The sequence below is a fragment of the Sporomusa sp. genome (assembly GCF_057736855.1).
This window is the reverse complement of sequence record NZ_JBYKYF010000011.1, coordinates 1-19,505: the sequence shown is the minus strand read 5'-3', so window position 1 is coordinate 19,505 and position 19,505 is coordinate 1. Positions and strand designations below refer to the sequence as shown.

23 protein-coding genes and 2 pseudogenes are annotated in these 19,505 nt (G+C 41.3%); 17 read left to right on the top strand and 8 right to left on the bottom strand.

All coding sequences use genetic code 11. The features are described from left to right. From AC29Z1_RS01640 to AC29Z1_RS01625, 4 genes and pseudogenes are all read left to right on the top strand, one after another. Window positions 1-167, top strand: a pseudogene (locus AC29Z1_RS01640) (bis(5'-nucleosyl)-tetraphosphatase (symmetrical) YqeK); the annotation flags it as partial. A gap of 36 nt (window positions 168-203) precedes the next feature. After that, on the top strand, window positions 204-1,217 hold the full coding sequence (locus tag AC29Z1_RS01635; protein ID WP_488269714.1) for an LCP family protein: 1,014 nt from the start codon (window positions 204-206) through the stop codon (window positions 1,215-1,217). A gap of 136 nt (window positions 1,218-1,353) precedes the next feature. Beyond that, entirely contained in the window at window positions 1,354-1,704 is a 351-nt protein-coding gene (gene rsfS / locus AC29Z1_RS01630; RefSeq protein ID WP_488269713.1) for a ribosome silencing factor, read from the top strand. A gap of 8 nt (window positions 1,705-1,712) precedes the next feature. Then, window positions 1,713-2,594, top strand: a complete 882-nt coding sequence (locus AC29Z1_RS01625) for a CvfB family protein (RefSeq protein ID WP_488269712.1) — start codon at window positions 1,713-1,715, stop codon at window positions 2,592-2,594. Between the two features lie 201 nt (window positions 2,595-2,795). On the opposite strand, the gene AC29Z1_RS01620 is transcribed toward AC29Z1_RS01625, so the two are convergent. Then, on the bottom strand, window positions 2,796-2,996 hold the full coding sequence (locus AC29Z1_RS01620) for a hypothetical protein (RefSeq protein ID WP_488269711.1): 201 nt from the start codon (window positions 2,994-2,996) through the stop codon (window positions 2,796-2,798). Between the two features lie 138 nt (window positions 2,997-3,134). On the opposite strand from AC29Z1_RS01620, the gene AC29Z1_RS01615 reads away from it, so the two are divergent. Then, window positions 3,135-3,323, top strand: a complete 189-nt coding sequence (locus AC29Z1_RS01615; protein WP_488269710.1) for a hypothetical protein — start codon at window positions 3,135-3,137, stop codon at window positions 3,321-3,323. Window positions 3,324-3,706: 383 nt separating this feature from the next. Here the strand turns inward: AC29Z1_RS01615 and AC29Z1_RS01610 are convergent, their stop codons facing one another. Next, on the bottom strand, window positions 3,707-3,952 hold the full coding sequence (locus AC29Z1_RS01610; protein WP_488269709.1) for an IS3 family transposase: 246 nt from the start codon (window positions 3,950-3,952) through the stop codon (window positions 3,707-3,709). Between the two features lie 129 nt (window positions 3,953-4,081). Here AC29Z1_RS01610 and AC29Z1_RS01605 point away from each other — a divergent pair, with 129 nt between their 5' ends. The 3 genes and pseudogenes from AC29Z1_RS01605 to AC29Z1_RS01595 all read left to right on the top strand — a co-directional run. Further along, window positions 4,082-5,098 (top strand): hypothetical protein, encoded by a 1,017-nt coding sequence (locus AC29Z1_RS01605; RefSeq protein WP_488269708.1) that lies wholly within the window; start codon window positions 4,082-4,084, stop codon window positions 5,096-5,098. 221 nt (window positions 5,099-5,319) lie between these two features. Then, entirely contained in the window at window positions 5,320-5,517 is a 198-nt protein-coding gene (locus AC29Z1_RS01600; RefSeq protein ID WP_488269707.1) for a hypothetical protein, read from the top strand. Window positions 5,518-5,530: 13 nt separating this feature from the next. Further along, a pseudogene (locus AC29Z1_RS01595) lies at window positions 5,531-6,022 on the top strand (methyl-accepting chemotaxis protein); the annotation flags it as partial. 439 nt (window positions 6,023-6,461) lie between these two features. On the opposite strand, the gene AC29Z1_RS01590 reads toward AC29Z1_RS01595, so the two are convergent. Together AC29Z1_RS01590 and AC29Z1_RS01585 are read right to left on the bottom strand one after the other, a co-directional pair. Then, on the bottom strand, window positions 6,462-7,106 hold the full coding sequence (locus AC29Z1_RS01590; protein ID WP_488269706.1) for a DNRLRE domain-containing protein: 645 nt from the start codon (window positions 7,104-7,106) through the stop codon (window positions 6,462-6,464). 108 nt (window positions 7,107-7,214) lie between these two features. Further along, the gene (locus AC29Z1_RS01585; protein ID WP_488269705.1) at window positions 7,215-7,514 is read right to left on the bottom strand and encodes a hypothetical protein; all 300 of its coding nucleotides are present in this window, start codon (window positions 7,512-7,514) and stop codon (window positions 7,215-7,217) included. Between the two features lie 289 nt (window positions 7,515-7,803). Between AC29Z1_RS01585 and AC29Z1_RS01580 the strand changes: the two genes are divergently transcribed. Further along, window positions 7,804-8,709, top strand: a complete 906-nt coding sequence (locus AC29Z1_RS01580) for a malate dehydrogenase (RefSeq protein ID WP_488269704.1) — start codon at window positions 7,804-7,806, stop codon at window positions 8,707-8,709. A 204-nt stretch (window positions 8,710-8,913) separates the two neighbouring features. On the opposite strand, the gene AC29Z1_RS01575 is transcribed toward AC29Z1_RS01580, so the two are convergent. Beyond that, on the bottom strand, window positions 8,914-10,881 hold the full coding sequence (locus tag AC29Z1_RS01575; protein WP_488269703.1) for a methyl-accepting chemotaxis protein: 1,968 nt from the start codon (window positions 10,879-10,881) through the stop codon (window positions 8,914-8,916). A gap of 261 nt (window positions 10,882-11,142) precedes the next feature. Here AC29Z1_RS01575 and AC29Z1_RS01570 point away from each other — a divergent pair, with 261 nt between their 5' ends. The 5 genes from AC29Z1_RS01570 to AC29Z1_RS01550 all read left to right on the top strand — a co-directional run bounded on the left by AC29Z1_RS01570 (window position 11,143) and on the right by AC29Z1_RS01550 (window position 13,045). Beyond that, complete coding sequence (locus tag AC29Z1_RS01570) at window positions 11,143-11,358, top strand: hypothetical protein (RefSeq protein ID WP_488269702.1); 216 nt, start codon at window positions 11,143-11,145, stop codon at window positions 11,356-11,358. 15 nt (window positions 11,359-11,373) lie between these two features. Then, complete coding sequence (locus AC29Z1_RS01565; protein ID WP_488269701.1) at window positions 11,374-11,670, top strand: spore coat protein; 297 nt, start codon at window positions 11,374-11,376, stop codon at window positions 11,668-11,670. A gap of 24 nt (window positions 11,671-11,694) precedes the next feature. Continuing rightward, window positions 11,695-11,913, top strand: a complete 219-nt coding sequence (locus AC29Z1_RS01560; protein WP_488269700.1) for a hypothetical protein — start codon at window positions 11,695-11,697, stop codon at window positions 11,911-11,913. Between the two features lie 10 nt (window positions 11,914-11,923). Then, window positions 11,924-12,196 (top strand): spore coat protein, encoded by a 273-nt coding sequence (locus AC29Z1_RS01555; RefSeq protein WP_488269699.1) that lies wholly within the window; start codon window positions 11,924-11,926, stop codon window positions 12,194-12,196. A 162-nt stretch (window positions 12,197-12,358) separates the two neighbouring features. Continuing rightward, a complete protein-coding gene (locus tag AC29Z1_RS01550) occupies window positions 12,359-13,045 on the top strand; it encodes a manganese catalase family protein (RefSeq protein WP_488269698.1) in 687 nt (228 codons plus the stop codon). Between the two features lie 103 nt (window positions 13,046-13,148). Here AC29Z1_RS01550 and AC29Z1_RS01545 read toward each other — a convergent pair whose 3' ends face one another. Next, on the bottom strand, window positions 13,149-13,514 hold the full coding sequence (locus AC29Z1_RS01545) for a hypothetical protein (protein WP_488269697.1): 366 nt from the start codon (window positions 13,512-13,514) through the stop codon (window positions 13,149-13,151). A gap of 29 nt (window positions 13,515-13,543) precedes the next feature. Beyond that, window positions 13,544-14,347, bottom strand: coding sequence for an epoxyqueuosine reductase (locus AC29Z1_RS01540; protein ID WP_488269696.1), 804 nt, complete (start codon window positions 14,345-14,347; stop codon window positions 13,544-13,546). Window positions 14,348-14,669: 322 nt separating this feature from the next. Between AC29Z1_RS01540 and AC29Z1_RS01535 the strand changes: the two genes are divergently transcribed. Beyond that, window positions 14,670-15,212 carry an isochorismatase family protein gene (locus AC29Z1_RS01535; RefSeq protein WP_488269695.1) on the top strand — a complete coding sequence of 181 codons (543 nt, stop codon included), beginning with the start codon at window positions 14,670-14,672 and terminating at the stop codon, window positions 15,210-15,212. A gap of 176 nt (window positions 15,213-15,388) precedes the next feature. Beyond that, the gene (locus AC29Z1_RS01530; protein WP_488269694.1) at window positions 15,389-16,753 is read left to right on the top strand and encodes an APC family permease; all 1,365 of its coding nucleotides are present in this window, start codon (window positions 15,389-15,391) and stop codon (window positions 16,751-16,753) included. A 126-nt stretch (window positions 16,754-16,879) separates the two neighbouring features. Here AC29Z1_RS01530 and AC29Z1_RS01525 read toward each other — a convergent pair whose 3' ends face one another. Continuing rightward, a complete protein-coding gene (locus AC29Z1_RS01525) occupies window positions 16,880-17,410 on the bottom strand; it encodes a 3D domain-containing protein (RefSeq protein ID WP_488269693.1) in 531 nt (176 codons plus the stop codon). Window positions 17,411-17,690: 280 nt separating this feature from the next. On the opposite strand from AC29Z1_RS01525, the gene AC29Z1_RS01520 reads away from it, so the two are divergent. Beyond that, window positions 17,691-18,986 (top strand): cupin domain-containing protein, encoded by a 1,296-nt coding sequence (locus tag AC29Z1_RS01520; RefSeq protein WP_488269692.1) that lies wholly within the window; start codon window positions 17,691-17,693, stop codon window positions 18,984-18,986. Window positions 18,987-19,505 lie beyond the last annotated feature (519 nt).

Here is a 19,505-nt window from a genome sequence, read left to right as displayed (position 1 = left end):
GAAACTTTCCCGGTATAGATAGGCTTCGCAGTTTAGCAGCCGCCGACCTTAATGCTGCCTTGCTTGCTGCTTTCGATCAATCCCTTCACTATGTTATTGAACAAGGGTTGCTTATCCATCCGGCCACAGTCGAAGGTCGTAATTATCTACTACAAAACGAGATATAAAGTGAAGGTGTTGTCTTTGGGAGAGGAGATGATGCCGTGATAGATGCAGAAATCAAAACAAGGAAGCGGCGACGTAGAGTTCGTTGGGATAGAATCTTTATTCTGCTGGTGTTGTTATTGATTGCCGTAGTGGCAATCGCAGGAGCTACGGTGTATGCATATCTTAGTTTAGTGCATACACCAGCGGTTACACCAGTAGTCAAGTCTACTACAGAACGTCCGCCTGAGACGTTAAAGAATAAGGTGAATATTCTGCTCCTAGGTGTTGATGACTTGGATCATGAAAATCCTTACAATACGGCTAGGCGGTCAGATACCATGATGGTTGCCAGCATTGATCCGGATAAAGGTACAATTAACTTATTGTCGTTACCACGCGATACTAAGGTAAATATTCCTGGACATAAAGGGTATGATAAACTGAACCATGCTTATGCATATGGGGGTGCGGAACTAGCCCGCAAGACGGTGGAGCAGTTTTTGCATATTCCGATTAATTATTATGTAGTAATTGACTGGCAGGCATTCATTAACATTATTGACATTTTAGGCGGCGTGGATCTGTATGTTGAACATGATATGTACTACCACGATCCCTATGCTGATCTGACTATCAATATTGAGAAAGGCTATCAACATTTAGATGGTGAAATGGCCGGACAATATGTCCGTTTCCGTAGTGATGAGCTTGGCGATATAGGTCGGGTACAGCGTCAACAGCGCTTTTTGAAGGCTTTAGCCAAAGAGACTATGCAAGTTGGTACTATTTTAAAACTACCTGCTCTTGTTAGCACCCTCAATCAGTATGTAGACACCGATATGTCAGTGATGACCATGGTTAAAATAGCCAATAGTCTTAAGAACTTTGACTTAAATAATTTTACGGCTGAGATGCTGCCTGGTAATTTTGCTACTCTTGATGGATTAAGCTATTGGGTACCGGATAAAGAGCAGACAAGCCAGTTAATTGAAAAAATGTTTTTTACTACAGCAACAACCGGTGGAATATCAAAAGATACTTCAAAGCCGATGGGTACTAGAGCAAACTGATACACTATGTAAGGGTAAAGCTTATTTTTATGGCTTTACCCTTTTTGGGCAGGAAACTTGCTTATCCAGTCCGAATAAAATAGTTTTGGAAAGAAAAAGCTATAACGAAGAGTTTCCGGGAGGTAATTTGTAACCGATGATTGATAACAGTAGTCATTTAGCTGAATTAGTGGCCAAAGCTGCCAGTGACAAAAAAGCGCGTGACATCATTATTATGGATTTGCAAGGAATATCACCAGTCACAGATCATTTTGTCATTTGCAGTGCTAATTCAACTACACAAGTACAAGCTATAGCTGATAATATTATGGAGAAACTTGATGAGCAAGGCATTCGCCTGTTGCGTAAAGAAGGCTACAGGGAAGCTCGCTGGGTACTTTTAGACTATGGTAATTGTGTGGCCCATGTTTTTGTGGAAGATGACCGGGCGTTTTATAATCTTGAGCGGTTGTGGGGCGATGCTAAGCAAATATCTTACCAAGGTTAGGTGTGAATATGGAAAAAAACAAACATAGATATAAGCCTGGTGATGTAGTAGAACTGCCAGTGGTCAGGAAAGGTGACTTAGGCGTATTTTTAGATGCCGGTACTGGCAATACCAGTGATGATATTCTATTACATAATGCCCAACAGACAGAACCGGTTACTGTAGGACAAACCGTTAAGGTATTTCTTTATACTGATCCTAAGGGTAGATTAGCAGCTAGCATGCGTCTGCCGCAAATGCGAGAAGGCCAGGTTGCCAGGGTGGAAGTGATTAACACAACTCGCGATGGTATCTTTGTCAATATTGGTGCTGAACGGGGTGTATTTATGCCCCATGCCGGCAGGAGAGGCATGCCCCGTCGTGGTGAGAAAGTATGGGTCAAGTTGTATCGAGACAAATCCGGACGTCTGGCTGTTACGATGGAGGTCGAAGACGAGCTGAGAAAGGCTGCCCGACCGGCTGAGGGCGTAAAAATTGGTGATATAGTTACCGGCTCAGTGTATAATTATAATGATCAGGGTGCATTTCTCTTTACCAAAGAGAGATTTATTGCTTTTTTGCACAATGATGAGATGACAGAACGGCCCCGGATGGGAGCTGAACTTGATGTACGGGTTACTTATATCCGAGAAGATGGACGTCTTAATGTATCTATGCGTCCGCCAAAAGAACTTGCCATGAATGAGGATGCCGAGAAGATACTGCAAGTGCTTCGTGCTCGAGGCGGAAAGATGCCATACAGTGATCAGTCACCACCTGAAATCATTAAGGAAAAATTTAATATAAGTAAGGCTGCTTTTAAACGGGCAATGGGTCGGTTGCTCAAAGATCGGCTTGTTGAACAGAAAGAGGGTTGGACGTATTTATTACAACGTGAAGGTGGCGATTAGGCCACCTTCACAATTTGGTTATCAGGTAGGAAGCGAGTTCTTGCAAGGACCACGCTTTTTCTTGTCAGTATCGTTAGACTTAGTAGCAGGATTGGTTTTGTTTACAGGTGTATTGTCCGTGTTTTTGTTATTGTTAGCCATAGGGTAATTCCTCCTTTTTGAAGTTTGAGTGCGATTAAACTATCGCTTATCTTTGGGCGGTCAGCCGCCCTGCTTGTTGTTTTTTTCAGGAGTGTTTACATCAGGCTGGAGGTCAGCGGCAGCGATGGTGTCATTACTTACTTGATATTTGGACTCTGTGGGGCTGGTGCGCGCTCCTTCGCCAATTAAGTCTTTAGCCCCTACATAATTTTCGCCGGCCATGTTTTTGCCATTCCAAAAACTGATCTTTTTGGCTGTCAAATTATCACCTCCTATGATGTTATTAGCTTTCCCGGATATAAAATAAGCATAAGCGTCAATGATTGCTAGTTGCCAGGTATGCATGTTTTTTTATGGTAGGGAAAGACTATATAATAACATATAAGGGAGGATTATTGTATGGAGCAGCAGTTACAGACAATTTCTCTGCAAGTTAAAGCACTTAGAGAGCAACTGAATGAACTTATGCAGAATTCTAATTCCGCTGATGCCGAAATTATAACAGCCAGCAGTACGTTAAGCACGCAACTTGAAGATTTTGCGCAGCTAATCAATGAAAAACGCACTCCGTCAATACGAACTTTTTAACTGTCAGAATAGAGATTTTTCTATTAAAGATGATAATATTCTCTGATTTCGCCCAAAACTAGGTGTTATCCGAGTTGTTTTGCTAATCGAGTAGGAGGCTACCCATTAGTTGAGTAGCCGACCTCTCACACCACCGTACGTACCGTTCGGTATACGGCGGTTCAATAGTTTGAGTGCATTACCTCGTATCTTTTGGCTATATCGTCATAACCAATGGATGCGAGGTATTCGTTTGTTAATGACCTGTGTAAAATCCAACTATCGGCTATTCGCCAATATCCAAGACGGGAATTAGCCCATTCCCTTGCTTTCCAATCGGGTATACCTAACCGTTTGAGATTTGATACTATGTCAAGTTAATGGACACTCAAACTAAGAAAAATTTAAGATAACTTTAATTCCTGGTAATATTTACGTTCGATTTCATCTGGCGTCATGTAGTTTATAGAACTATGAATTCTTTGGCGGTTATAGAAGCATTCTATATATTCAAATATTTCATGCAAAGCCTCCGCGCGAGTTTTAAATTTATTCAAATATATAAGTTCCCGTTTAAGCATACCATGAAAGGATTTGCCTAAAGATATGTGCCAATTGAGATGCCGTGAATTAGAACTCGCGTCAGCCATTGTTTGCCAGCTTGATCCTGCGGACAAGACTTTCCTAATGAAATGTGGTATCCTTCCCCCTAAGCCCTGCCCACTTGACTTTTAGCATGCCGCTTCCCCTAACGAATGCTTCAAACAAGGAGTATAATTATGCCAACAATTGCCAGTCAATCCTTCTTGCCAGGAGACTTTTTTCGCGGATTGCACGCTAACGCAACTTTGCATAGTTTATTTGGCCGGGAAAATAGTGCACATTACGAAACTGTCGCTAATACGCTCAATTTTCTTGCTACAGCGCGTATTTTCGGTTTAGAAAGTCCTATTGGCGAAACCGTCAATGAAGGCGGTTATTGTGTGTATATAAACCGCCAGGAATGGGGTGAGCTACTTAACCTGGTCCAGCATTCGCTGAATATTTTACCTGGATACTTTTCCGGAAACCCTGTATGGCAACGCATCATGGCCTTTGCGGATCAATGGTATGAGGACGTTTATCTTAGGAATTGCCTGAATAACGGTCTTTGGTTTGAGGTTGATGTGTCCGGGACGCCACCCCTTGTGCCTATTCCCAGCATTTTTTTCGGTGTTAACAACCATATTGTGACCGAGTCGATTGTGGCAATCATTACCGCACTTAGTGCTTTTAACTATGACTTATCTGCTAGACAAAAAAAATTGTTGAGTTCATATATACAAAGGATTGGTCCTTTATGTTCATCATTTCAGGTTGGATTGATGCTTTCTCGTCCGTCGGCCCCTTTACGCTTGTGTGCCTTTAACGCCAAGTTGCCAGATATATTGACCGGATTAAAAGACTTGGGAATTCTCACACTAGAAAAAGACCCCCATTTACGGCAAGCTCTGTGCTACTTATCCCCCCATTTTGCAGCGGTAGACCTGGATATCGGCGACAGGTTCGGTTCTAAAATTGGCTTAGAATTTAAGTTCACTTCTGTCGCTAGCATTCGCAAACAACGGAACAATCCACAGGGGTTGGCACTTCTTCAATGGCTTATGAATAAAGGTTGGTGTTTACCTGAGAAAAGCCAGGCACTACTAAACTGGATCGGTGGTCACAAATACCATCCAACCCCGCAAGATTTCTGGAGTCCGCGAAAAACGATGATTCGCACAAAAATCCTGAAATATCGAAAGTGCCAAAAGTAGTAGCTGCGAAGGTAAGTATACCAGACACAACTAAAGAAATGGCCATCGAACTATTGGAACAATATATCAAACTTGCTCAAACATATGCAGCTTCCCTAAATAGTGGGCGAACAATTCCGCATTTCTTCACGTAAAGGAGAACTGCAAAAATAGTTGACCCCAACAAGATTGTAGGGATAGAGTTAGTACCTGATGTATCATTTTTTATTACGCTGGCTAAGTTGCCTAAAGGTTGTACAGTACATATTTTTAATAATAGTACTAACTATGCCAAGCAGCTTATTGCGTATTGTTTGGAAGTAGGAATCGACCATCTGGATTTCAAACTCATTTCTTATGATGAAATTCCAGAAGCTCAAGTTGTCGAAGAACTCAAACAAGCTGACATAATTATGGGCGTAGAGTCCATTGTTGGGTGAAAAAGGTATTCTTATGCAAAAGTTTAAAGCATCACTAAAGCAAGACGTCCGTATCATCAGTGCTAAAAGAATTATTAATACCAATTCTGTCTGTGAACTGATGAAATGGATTACTTTATTTAACCATAGGCAATTATCTGAGAAGATAACGAATGGCATGAACACTCTAACCCAACATATGCAGCAAATCACCGCAATAGTGGAGCAATTGTCCAACTCATCGCAGGGAGAAACAGTAGCTTTTGAGCAATTGAGTACGAAACTAAAAAATAGCTTAGAACGCTTAGAAGAAATAAAATCCCTTTCAGAAGTCTTGACAGCAGCAGCTAATAGTATTGGCACCATAGTAGATACTATAAGGCATATCGCAGGTCAAACCAATCTCTTAGCACTCAATGCTACCATTGAGGCAGCACGAGTAGGTGAAGCAGGTCGTGGCTTTGCAGTAGTTGCCAAAGAAGTGGGAAAACTGGCCGCCGAAAGTCAGCAATCAAGTGAAACGATTCGCAAATCCAGTCAGATGTAACAAAATTATACCACCCTTAGTAACATTAACTACTGATATGACAGATAACCAGGCTAATTTCTTACAAATGGCGCATATTGCCCAAAAAGAAAACCTGTCAATACGCGAAATTTTTAAGGCATTAGAAAACATACAATCCATGAGTGAAGATTTGTTAACCGTTACACTCCAATTAAATAAAATAGCATAAGCCTTTTGCCGTGAAAGACACTTAGAACAGGATTCTCTGCCCCAAATTACAAACTCACTTTAGCTGCCTGCTGTCCGCAACTTAGGCAGCACACCTAATCTTAAGTCCTATCTTTGCATATTTGATCCTGTTTATTCGGAAACTAAGGCCGTTGCAACTGACATTTCGTCAGGCAACGGCTTTTTGACTTTGATCCGTAGATTTTTCACCCTTTAGCTCCCTGTTGTTTCATCCCCGGAAGATCGGCTGACTTTCAGACTTCCCGTCCTTAGAGTAATGATTTGTAGCCGGAAAAACCCTGGTAGTATAAGTAAGGTCTGCTTTAGGTAACAAACAAAAGCACGAGTCTTGTGTAAAGGCTATTCTTAAAAAGGGAATGACCGTATTATCTTTGCTGTAGGCAGAACCAAAGGTTGTATAACAAAAATAGTAGTCAGTGTCAGTATTATTACCTGTTATGACCACCCCCCTATTCACTAATGTATTTTTAATCCACCTATCGACGATGGTAGTTATATCTATTTCTATGGCGACATCACAGGTAAAGGGAAAAAAGTCTTGTTTAAGTGTTGGATCTACGCATATGGGGCAATCATTGTCATAAGTTGTATAAGAACTAATTTGTTCTAATAGCGGATAGACGGAAAACTTTACAGCGGTACATTGAAAAAAATCACATAATTTAAATAACACGAGTTTGGCGGATAAAAGCGAGATGTTATTGGGAATTGCTGAAGTATCAAAAAAAAGATAACTGCAATAATTACGTTTACGTTTATTGCCTACAATGATTTTTTTCCCCTTCATACCTCGGCGTACTCTTCGATTACATATCGTTAAGCTTTTGCTTGCTAAAATATTGATAACTGACAAATTATCCCCTCCCGCCTTACATGATGGCAGACTGCAGGAATGTCGTTTATACGTATTTCAGCGTTATGTAGGAGGCTTGGGTAATCCCCCAAGTCTCACTCTCAACGGCTAAGGTGTTGCTGTTGAGTGAATAAATCCTATTCCTACGCGTAAGTTGGCCTCAACGAAAGTCGTTACACCATCAACTGCCAAACTAAGAGTAACGTCCTCATTAGTCCCTAATGAGGTAACAGGTTGAGAATAAACATATTGTTGTTCATTGTCTTCATCAACATAAACAGCAGTTACAATGAAACCTGGATTTGTTATAGGAGCGCCGGTATTGGTAATAGTAATATCAATAATAGAACCATCGTTGTTTGAAAGAGAAACATTTAGGGGAACAGTTCCTATAATAGCACCTGCCATACTTCTATATCCTCCCTTTAAATGTAGTAGGTATAATAATTAATAGATGCACTTATTACATAATATGTAGCTTATGATAAAATGACAGTAGTTCTATTTTTGGGGAGGAATGTTACCAATGTCCCCTTCTCTTGTGCTGTCAGCATTAGACTTCAATTTATGGCCTACAATAGGATCGTTCACTAGTCCTTGTATTTCCACGGAATAATAACACGAGCAAGCCCCTTCCCTATATAGACTACATATAAAGACCACAACATGAACCACAGTAAAATTGGAGGATGAAGACATGAAAATTTCATTTATTGGCAGTGGTAAAGTTGGCGCAGCAGTTGCTTATACAACAGCCTGCAAGGGTTTGGCACAAGAAATTGTTTTGGTAGATGCCTCTCCCGACAAGGCTCACGGCGAAGCACTCGATATACTTCAATGCCAGGCCTTTTCTCCGCACGCCCGTATCCAGCATGGCCAAATCCAGGATACCGCTAACTCGGATATCGTCGTTATCAGTGCGGGAATTCCTCGCCGGGCTGACGAACCACGCGTAATGCTGCTTTCCCGCAATGCCAAGCTCATTGCTGAAATTGTAAAAGAGGTAGTTTCGTTAAGTCCTCAATCCATATTACTGATGATTACTAACCCTCTAGATGTCATGACTTACCTGGCCTACCAAGTTTCGGGTTTTCCTGCCGAACGGGTGATAGGTATGGGAACTGTGCTTGATACAGCCCGCTACCGTTCTTATCTTGCACAACAGTTCCATGTGGATGCCCGTGATATTGACGCCTATGTTATCGGAGAACACGGAGAAACCATGGTGCCTTTAACGTCAAACATAAGCATCAAAGGCATCCCAATAACTAACTTGCCAAATTATGACGAAACAGCCATCAAATGCATAAGCAATGAAGTACGATCAGCTTCCGGCCAGGTTATTGCCCTAAAAGGAGGCACGGTATATGCTCCGGCAGCATCTGCCTGCGCAATTTTGGAAGCCATAGTAACCAACAGCCAGCAAATTCTGCCTGTCTCTACCTTTAACAATAAGTATAAAACTGCCGTCAGCCTTCCTACCCTGGTAGGAAGACATGGAGCCGGGCCGGTTCTCGCCATCCCGATGTCAGCTTCTGAAACTGCAGCTTTCGAACATTCGGTTGCTACTATACAGTCATATATGGCTAAATTAGACATCTGATAAAAAATAAACCCTATTAGGGGCAGATGAAAACTGATCTGCTCCTAATAGGGTTCTTTAGTTCTTTTGTTTATGGGGAATAACCCATAATCATTGATTTGGTTATTTGTGTGAGTGGATAATAGCGGGTAGCAGATAGAGTTGTCGCAAGACCAGCAGACTATACTTATCAATCATACTATACTTATCAATCATAAGCCGTTTCTATACTTTGAATTGTTTAATGGCATTTTTAAGTTCATATGCCACACTAGCTAATGACTGACTGGATACCAAGATTTCCTGCATGGAGGCCGATTGCTCCTGGGTAGCTGCAGAAACAGTCTGTGTCTGACCGGCAGTATTTTGGCTAATACGTTCAATGTCCTGCACAGACGCAACAATTTGCTGGCTTCCGTCAGTCATTTGCTGAATAGCAGCCGATATTTCCTTAGTCTGGGTAGATACTTCGTCGATGAGAAACACTATATTTTTAAAAGCATAACCTGCATTATTTACTACCTCGGCCCCAATCTTAACCTCCCGACTTCCCTCGCTCATTGCTGCAACCGCTCTATCCGTTTCAGACTGAATGGCAGTAATCAGGCTGGTAATTTGTTTAGCAGCTTCCTGTGATTGCTCGGCCAGCTTTCGTACCTCATCTGCCACTACCGCGAAGCCCCGCCCTTGTTCCCCGGCGCGTGCAGCTTCAATAGCCGCATTTAGCGCCAGCAAATTCGTCTGACCGGCAATTTCTGAAATGGTACTAACAATTTGCCCAATCTCCTTGGAACGTTCTCCAAGATGAGTTACTACCTGAGCGGAACTAGAAACAGTATTTTCAATATTACTCATCTGATTGATAGCCGCTTCCACCGCTTCATTACCTTGCGTTGCCGCACTAGCAGCCTTTTCGGACATTTCTGCCAAAGTATTGGTATTGACTGCTATTTGTTTGATGCTGGTTGCCATTTGTTCGATAACAGCAGCAGTATTCTTAATAGCGCTAGCTTGCGTGTCAGCCCCTTGGGCCACTTGATTAATTGCAACCGCCACCTGATTGGTTGATTCTGCAGATTGCTCAGCACTTGCAGTAAGTTCTTCCGAAGATGCTGACACTTGTTCGGCTGTTTGTGATACCCGAATGATAAGGTTACGTAAATTTTTCACCATTCCATTGAATGCTGCGGCAAGCTGCCCAACCTCGTCCTTAGACTTAAAAGTCAATTCTTGCATGGTCAAATCTCCAGCGGCAAGACTCTCAGCATGATAAGTTAATGCTACCATTTGCTCGGTTAGTCTGCGGGCATATATCCAACTAGCCGCTCCCACAACCAAAAGACCAAGGATCGTAATGGTTATAAATTGATAGCGCAACATGTTAAGTTGCTGATAAACTTCTTCTTGATCTACAGCGATGGCTAACAACCAGCCGGTTGAGGCAATCTTATTAAAAATCATAAGATTTGACATGCCATCCACCTGGTATGTAATGGTTCCGGTATCTTTACTAAGTATATCTTTAACCGAAGTTTTGAAAGATGGAAAATCACTTATATTTTTGGAAACCATTTGAGCATCTGGATGAGCCAATATGATTCCGTTTTGATCAATAATAAATCCATGTCCCTTACCATTCAGGTTAATCTGTTTTACCTGCTCACTTAAGAAATCTAGCGAAATATCTATACCAACAACCCCGCGTATGTTACCAGCGGTACCTAAGATCGGAGTTGCTGCCGACACCACATACTTTTTGCTGGACGAATCAATATATGCATCAGTAAAAATTAGTCCCTTCTTTTCTTTAGCTTGTTGGTACCAGCCACGTTTACGTGCATCATAGTCTGCAGGAAGATTAACTCGCGCTCCATCCAAGAATTTACCATCTTCGAATCCTGCATACAAATTCAGTAAAGAGGGATCTGAGGCATAGCTTTGTACAAAAGTAAACGGCATGTCAGCATCACCTAAGACTCTCCTTATGGTTTCACTGGTAGTAACCGCCGTTTGTGCCTTAGTCAGCAGCCAGCCATTTAGCTCTTTTGAATGGGAGCCAACCACTGAATACATTTCAGCTTCAATATTTTTTTGGACTTCCTTCTTGGCGTAAAAATAGCCCGCGCAGGAAACGGCTAACAATACCACGCCCATGCTGACCGTAAACAGAAAAAATTTAAATTTTAATTTCATATTGCTTTCTCCTCGTCCCTGGCAAGATTCATTACTGCGAATATAAGCTGACACTGGCTTACAATTGTACAGCAACAAACATTACAGTATTACAATATAATACAATATATTGCATTATATTGCAACTTACACACACTAGCACAGCACAACAATACTGCCAAAAAAAGGTTACACAATAACCATCCTTGGGTTTCAGAAGGTCAGGCCTGTATAAACTAAAACCTACATGGTCAAAATAGCCAAAAAGGGGGCGAAACCTTTATGAACCAAAGGGCTAATTTCAGTCCACACGAAGTAATGGAATTGCACGAACTCATTGTTGGTGAAGTCACCGCAGCGCAAAAAATGCAGGCAATGCTCGGTGTAGTTCATGATCAAGACCTAAAAGAGTATATTGAATGGTCACTCCAAATGAAAGAGCAGCGCATAGCTGAGTTAGAAAATGTAATGAACCAAGCACAAAACACAGCCTTTTAAAGGAGGGACTAGAAAATGCCAATCATGGAGAAGATGCCTGGTTCTAGTACTATGCCAGACCGGACTGTAGCTTTTGATATGTTGAAAGAATCAGAATTCTGTTTAATGAGCTTAACAAAGGCTGCCATGGAGGCCACAAATCATGATTTTAGGCAACTAATTAATCAGTCCTTGCAACAATGCCTCCAAGATCATTTCAGGATTACTGACATAATCATTGCCAAAGGCTGGGCTCATCCCTATGAAGTAAAACAGCAGTTTCGGGAAGACCTGCAGCTGTCCCGTATGGTAACAAGTTTTATGCAACAATAGTTCAGCGGAAGGCGAGGATATTAGATGGATAATGCTAAAGGCTTAACACCCCATGACGCTTTAGAACTTAATGAAGTAATAAACGGCGAAATGGCGACAATGAAAATGATGCAATTGAGTATGAACCTCATTCAGGATCCGGACCTCAAAACGTTTATCCAAAAATCATTGCAGGCAAAGCAATCTAGAATGCAAGAAATGCAACAATTTTTACTTAATAAAGTAACATCCCAGTTACAATGAGGGGGCATATATGAATCAGCTATCAAATGCCAATGCTATAGATAGAGATATTGCCATAAATATGATTAAAGACTCGAAACACACTCTGTGTTCTATGGCTATGGCCTTGATGGAAACAAGCAATTACCAACTTCGTGATATGATGACCAAGCATTTTATGGCTAGTGTTCAAGAGCATTATGCATTATCGGATTTTGCAATTGCCAAAGGCTGGTACATGGCACATAACACTCCTCAGGAACAACTACGTAGTCATCTGATGCAGCAACAGACCCATTCCTAACATTATACTCATCAAATGTAAACGCAACAGGATGATCCTTCTACATAAAAATCTAATGAAAGCTGGTACCAACTGGCGCGGCTTTCCATTAAAAACGGGTTTGCTTTGCCAATATTTAGTTAGAAATAATCCTAAAAATACCGAGATACGGAGGGAACAGTTTTGTTCAAACACGAAAAACAGTTACTGCGAGAAGTCAAGGTGGAAAAAGTCAATCCTACTTACGCAACCATGTTGACAGAGCAGCTAGGCGGCCCACAGGGCGAGTTGAAAGCAGCTATGCAGTATATGTCCCAAAGTTTTCGCATAAAAGATCCGGAAATTAAGGATTTGTTTATGGATATTGCGGCCGAAGAATTAAGCCATATGGAAATGATCGCTACTACCATTAACCTGTTAAATGGGCATAATGTGGATGCCCAGGCAGTTGCATCAGGGCATATCGAAAGTCATGTGCTTACAGGACTAAATCCAGCCCTGACCAATGCCTCAGGCTACCCTTGGACAGCCGCCTATGTGAATGTCACCGGTGACTTGCCGGCTGATTTATTATCTAATATTGCTGCTGAACAACGTGCCAAAGCAGTGTATGAGTACCTATACCGTCAAATTGCGGACAAATACGTAAGAGAAACCATAGATTTTCTTTTGAATCGTGAAGAAGCCCATAACACTTTATTTAGAAAGGCTTTTAACCGGATTCAAGGAACTAGCTCCACTCAAGACTGGGGAATCGATGAAAACGCCCGCCTGTACTTTGATTTGTCAACACCTGGTAAGTATTTTGACCTAAAGAATCCAGCACCCGCAGCATTCCAAGATCCTGATCCCGGTAATATGAACCACTAAGTACTAAAAAGACTAACAAAAAAGTAAGAACCAGCTCAATCAAAGAGTTGGTTTTTACTCTTTTGGTAAAACAATTATTTCATTATAAAACATGTAATAGTGTTTAATGGCCTTCCTCTGAATATGCTTTGGCCGCGTTTACTTCATAACTGATAATGCTGGGCATTTCGTCACACCCCATTTCATTCAACCAATCCTCTTCAAGAGTATCATCATAAAAATCATCCATAAAGGAAATTAAAAATTTGTGAACACTGTCGGCTATGTCTTTATAATCTTGTCCAGGACCAACAAATACAAGTTTCAGTTCACTGCCGTTAGTACCACCATTTCTTATTTCAGTAAAACTGTAATCTCTATCACTTGATGAAAAATACGAATTAACGGCAGCAACAACCTGTTCAGCACATTTGATATCTTCAAGCTTTATAAAAACTTCAACCATAGTCCCTGCTTGCATCTTATTCATTATATACCCCTCCATGTTGAATCTTACTGTTACGTAAAAGCACAAGGTACGTTGACAACACACTTACCGCAGACTTCACTGCCAACACTACCGGAATTGTTTCCACTGTCATCAGAATAAGAACTCCCAAAATCGTGATAAAGCTCAGCATTCTTTAAACAAACTTGAAAGCATTTCTGCCGATCAAAGCCGCTAACCGTTAATGCCCCAGCTGGACAACGTCGTACACAAACTCCACAAGTTCCTTTACTTTTATAAAGACAATAGTCATCATCCAGCGGCTTATCTGCTTCAATAGGCAAATTGGTAATTACAGTGCTATAGCGACCACAGCAGCCTTTTTTGGTAATCAGCATATTATTAATGCCAAAAGTCCCCAATCCTGCCAGTCTTGCAATATGCCGCTGCGACCAATTGCTTATTAACTTTTCCCGGTCAAAAGTAGTTGCCTCTTTAGAAACTCCTGCTTCATAGCCCATTTTCTTTAACTCTTCTATTATATGATGATTTAATTCTCTACACATTGCATTCGTTTCTTCGTAGGTACGCGCCCATTCGGGAGAAGCCAAACTCCCGGGGGCTCGGTTTGTCTCGGCAAGTTCCTTGGTAAACGGGACAAAATAGGCAATAATAATTGTTGGTTTTTCTATAACCTCATAGGGCATAACATGCTGCGGGGAAATAATATCCTTTAATTGTAAAATATCTGGATGATTAGCATCGGCAAAACCAACCAATGGCTCACCCCAGCGGGATGTAATTTCTGGCTTTCTCGAGTATTCCTGCACATAGTTTTGAATCATAGCAGTAATTGTTTTTCTTACATCCATCATAAATTCCTTTCTTTTTGGTACACATAAAACTACGGCAAATTAAGCCTATGATAGGTTTCGGCAAGCTTTGAATGTATATGTATTTTAGCACTTATTATTTAGGCCCTCAATGCCAAATAGCCTAAGTTTCAAAAAAATACCGACTACAACTACTAACTGGCATAAAGAATTATATTTTTTAATGCCTGCTATCATGAATTGGGGTCTTATATAGCAAACGATAGTTGAATTTACTATAATAAATATATTAATTAAACTAAAATAAAACGAGCCTGCTGGCTGAGCAACTACCCGCAGCAGCGCTGTTAGGAGGAACGAGTGCATGCGTATCACTAAAGAAAATTCTGTGGTTCTGTTAATTGATGTTCAGGAGAAATTATATCCTCACATGAAAGACAAAGAACTCTTAAGTCAAAAAATTACTACTCTACTCAAAGGCGCAAATGCCCTGAAGGTGCCTGTAATTGCAGCAAGACAGTATCCGCAAGGTCTGGGAGATATCATTGAGGAACTTCGACCGTTCGTTACTAACGAAGATTATTATGATAAAATTACGTTTAGCTGTTGCGGTAACGAAAACCTTACTGCCAAGCTATGTGAAGCGAGTTGCAAATACGTGATTATAACAGGGGTTGAAGCCCATGTTTGTGTTCTGCAAACAGTCATTGATCTAAAAGCATTAGGTCTCCTGCCGGTTGTAGTTACCGATGCCATTAGTTCCCGTCGGCATCAGGACTACGAAATTGCTTTGCGGCGTATGGAATATGAGGGAGCCATCCTTACAACAGTAGAATCCATCTTATTTGAGCTATGCCGCGAGGCCGGAACTGAAGTATTTAAAACAATTTCACGGCTAGTAAAGTAGAAAATAATAAATCATTACTATAATTACATAACACCTTGCAATTCGTATTTTTTATAGTACACATTTTTCCGTTTACCATGTATGTTTCTTTAAGATTTTATGTTACAATGATATACGTGCTTAAAAAACATTATTTTTTAGGCAAATATGAATTAAGCAGAGGGAATAATAATTTTATGGAAAATGAACTGCAAAAAAAGTATGGCCTTTTTACCGCTATCGCCATGGTCGTTGGTATTGTAATTGGTAGTGGAGTGTTTTTCAAGGCCGAAAAAGTATTAACCGCTACTGGCGGCGATCTACCACAGGGTATTCTGGCCTGGATCATTGGTGGCTTAATCATGATCATCTGTGCCTATGTTTTCGCAACAATGGCCACCCGCTATGAAAAAGTAAATGGTGTAGTAGATTATGCTGAGGTGACTCTCGGTAGCAGTTATGCTTATTTTATTGGCTGGTTTTTAGCCACTATTTATTATCCAACTCTTACGTCAGTGCTTGCCTGGGTCTCTGCCAGATACACCTGTGTATTATTGGGCTGGAATATTGTCGGCAGCGAAGCCATGAGTCTTTCGTCCTTCTTTTTGGTTGCTAGTTATGTACTAAATGCCCTTTCGCCAAAACTGGCAGGTAAGTTCCAGGTTTCAACTACTGTCATTAAGCTCATTCCGCTAGCTTTGATGGCTGTTGTCGGCACCATCGCAGGTCTGGAAAATGGCATTTTGATTCAAAACTTCACGAGCGGTGTCATTGCCGAGGCCACAAGCAACAACCCGCTGTTTACTGCAGTTGTGGCCACGGCATTTGCGTACGAAGGCTGGATTATTGCGACAAGTATTAATGCTGAATTAAAAGATGCAAAAAAGAACCTGCCCCGAGCCCTTACCTTTGGCACCCTGTTTGTGGTTCTGATCTACATTCTTTACTATACTGGACTTGCCGGCGCTGTTGAAAACAGCGTAATAATGAAAAGCGGTGAAGCCGGAGCAAAAATGGCGTTCTCCACTTTATTTTCTAACCTTGGCGGCACGATTCTGTTCGTCTTTGTTGTTATCTCCTGTTTAGGAACTTTAAATGGTCTGATGATGGGCTGTACCCGTGGCTTCTATGCATTGGCAGCCAGAAATATGGGACCTGGACCAAGCGTTTTTAGATGTATTGATAAAAATACCAATATGCCAACTAACTCTTCCATTATCGGCCTTCTGCTCAGCAGCATGTGGCTCTTATACTTCTTCGGTGCCAATCTAACCGCTGTTCCATGGTTTGGCCCGTTTAGTTTTGATAGCTCAGAACTTCCCATAGTTACTATTTATGCTATGTATATCCCCATTTTCATTATGATAATGATTAAAGAGAAATCCCTGAGCTTCTTCAAACGCTTCCTCATGCCAGTGCTAGCTATTTGTTCCTGTATATTCATGATCATTGCTGCATGCTATTCTCACGGTATGGCAGTCATATTCTATCTTGTTATCTTCTGTATGATTATGTTCTTTGGTATGATAGCTAAAAACTCCAAACCCAGATACACAAACTAGCCACATTCCCTTTCTACATGCAACACAACTATATCTTCTGAATGACGTAACACAATTAACAAAAAGCACTGACTGCACAGTCAGTGCTTTTTTCATGGATTATTCGCCAAATACCATCAATTATCACTATCGATCAAGCACAAATACTCTGACCCCATGGGTACGACCTAGCTCATATAATTCTTCGTCCGAAGCATCTATATGAACGTCAAACACTTTACCTTTAACCGCCCCGCCAGTATCTTCAGCTATACGTCGAAACACTCTGCCGTCAGGCATAACAATCTCAACTTCTGATCCTAACGGGACCACGTCCGGGTCAACAGCGACTGTCCTGCCTGGGGTAGCTATTGTGCCTGATGCTGTTTTGCCCCTATCATTATACCAAGTCACCTGCGCGCCATCTATGTAGCGGGCCACGCGCCGCCCACCACGGCTAGTTGGGTAGACTTCACGCTGAGTCGCCAGTTCACGTCTTAACAAGGCTATCTCTTTTTGCATTTCTTCCACCTGTTGCCGATTCATTTCGGCCTCAGAAGCTATTTGTTCCATACGGGCTTCATCGGCTTGCTTTTGCACCACGGTAGTTTTGTAGTTAATGCCTAGGCCAAGTACTAAGGCAATTATAATCGCGCTCATAATCAATTGTAGTCTCATCCTATCACTCCTTCACAGGATAATATTGAGGCTCAGCTTATATTATACCGGTAAATCATAAACAGTATCAATGGATAATTTTTCTTACCTCTCCCGTTATAGTTACAGTAACTGCTCTTGACGCGGGTTGAGTATGCAGTGCCCGATAACAGGAACATGTACTGTAAACCTGCATCAAATTAAGCCAGCACTGACACTTTTAGTGTAGCAAATTCTGAGTATATATATATTTTTTTGTAGAACCTATTCGTATAATACCATATACGAAAGGAAGATTTTTATGGAAAGAATATTGCAAACAAGATTGCAGGAAAAGTTAGATCAACTAAAGGCTGCAAACAGACCAGAACCTATACGATCAGATGGCTGTGGGGCGCTTGACTTAGGTCCGAGAAATCTTATGCGGGATGAAGAAAATCCCGATATGTTAGTTCCTCCAGCCACCGATATAGGACTTATACCCAATCTCAAATTTTCCTTTTCAGATACTAATATGATTCTCAAGCCAGGAGGATGGTCAAGGGAAATTACAAAGCGCGAGCTCCCTATTTCTGATACCTTTGCTGTTGTAAACATGAACCTTTCGCCTGGCGTAAGAGAAATGCACACACATCAGCAATCTGAATGGGGCTTTCTCCTAGTAGGAAGCTGCCGTATTACCGCTGTCGATGAAATGGGAAGAAATTTTGCCGCAGATATTTACCCCGGCGAGGGCTGGATTTTCCCAAAAAACATTCCACATAGCATCCAGGGACTTCATGAAGGTTGCGAGTTTTTAATGTTCTTTGACAAGGGGGAATATTCTGAGCATAATACCTTTTCTATTTCAGAAATGTTTGCCCATATGCCCATGAATATTTTGTCTGCAAACTTTGGCGTGCCTGAAGAAACTTTTAAAAACATACCATCAAAACAAGTTTATATTACTGATGGTGGTGACCCAGGAACTTTAGAATCTCAATTTGTCCCTTCTCCAACAGGAACGGTCCCTCATTCTTACAAGCATGAACTATGTCGTGTAGAACCAATCAGAGGTGATGGAGGTACTATACAAATTCTTGATAACCGGAATTTCCCTGCCTGCGATACGGTTGCAGCCGCTCTGGTAACGGTAGAACCTGGAGCCATGAGGGAAATACACTGGCATACCAATCAAGACGAATTTCAATATTATATTAAAGGCAAAGCAAGAATGACGGTGTTTATGCCTGGTCCCAAAGCCCGGACTTTTAATTACAGTGCTGGCGATGTAGGCTATGTGCCTGTTGGCGGCTTCCATTATGTTCAAAATATCGGCGATGAACCGCTCCAATTCCTTGAAGTTTTTAACAGCAGCCATTTTGCCGATGTATCACTTGCTCAATGGATTGCTATGACTCCCCGCGAAGTGGTAAAGTCTATCTTAAATCTTCCGGATGAGTTTCTTAATAACATACGCAAAGAAAGAAACCCTGTTGTAAAATATAAAAACTTTGAATTCCCACCAGCTCAAAACACACCCCAGAATATTCGCTACTTTAATAATTTTGATTTTAAAGCCCATGCCGACTCTGATGACAAAAGCTATACCGTATAAACAGTACTATTCTCAGACACTATCGAATTTCACTATTCCTCCTGTACCCACTATATAAGTATCTGGCTTTTGCAAAAAGAAAGCCAGATTATTTGGATGACCGGTCAGGATTTACCGACCGGTCTACTTTTATATTGTCGTAGGAATCACAATCTTCTTTTAAGACTCGTTTGATATGTCATTTAAAAACAGAGAGCCACAATTCTACTGTAGAATGTGGCTCTCTGTCTTTTTAGAGGTTATGTTCCCGTCAATTAAGTCTGCATTGTTTTGCTACTGTGACCAAAGACTTTCGGTAATTATAATTTGAGTATGGATCAATTCTTTCCTAGCTCTATTTATAGCCCGGCGGTGACACTATCATTTGAGTAAAAACTCTAACAGGCATATTCCGCCCAACCAATTGGGATAATTATAATAGTTCTACCCATGTTGCAAATAGGAGGTTATCGCATGTTCAAGATTTGGTCTGGCTGTGAAATGGAAATATTTTGTCCTTTTTGTACCCAAAGATTACCG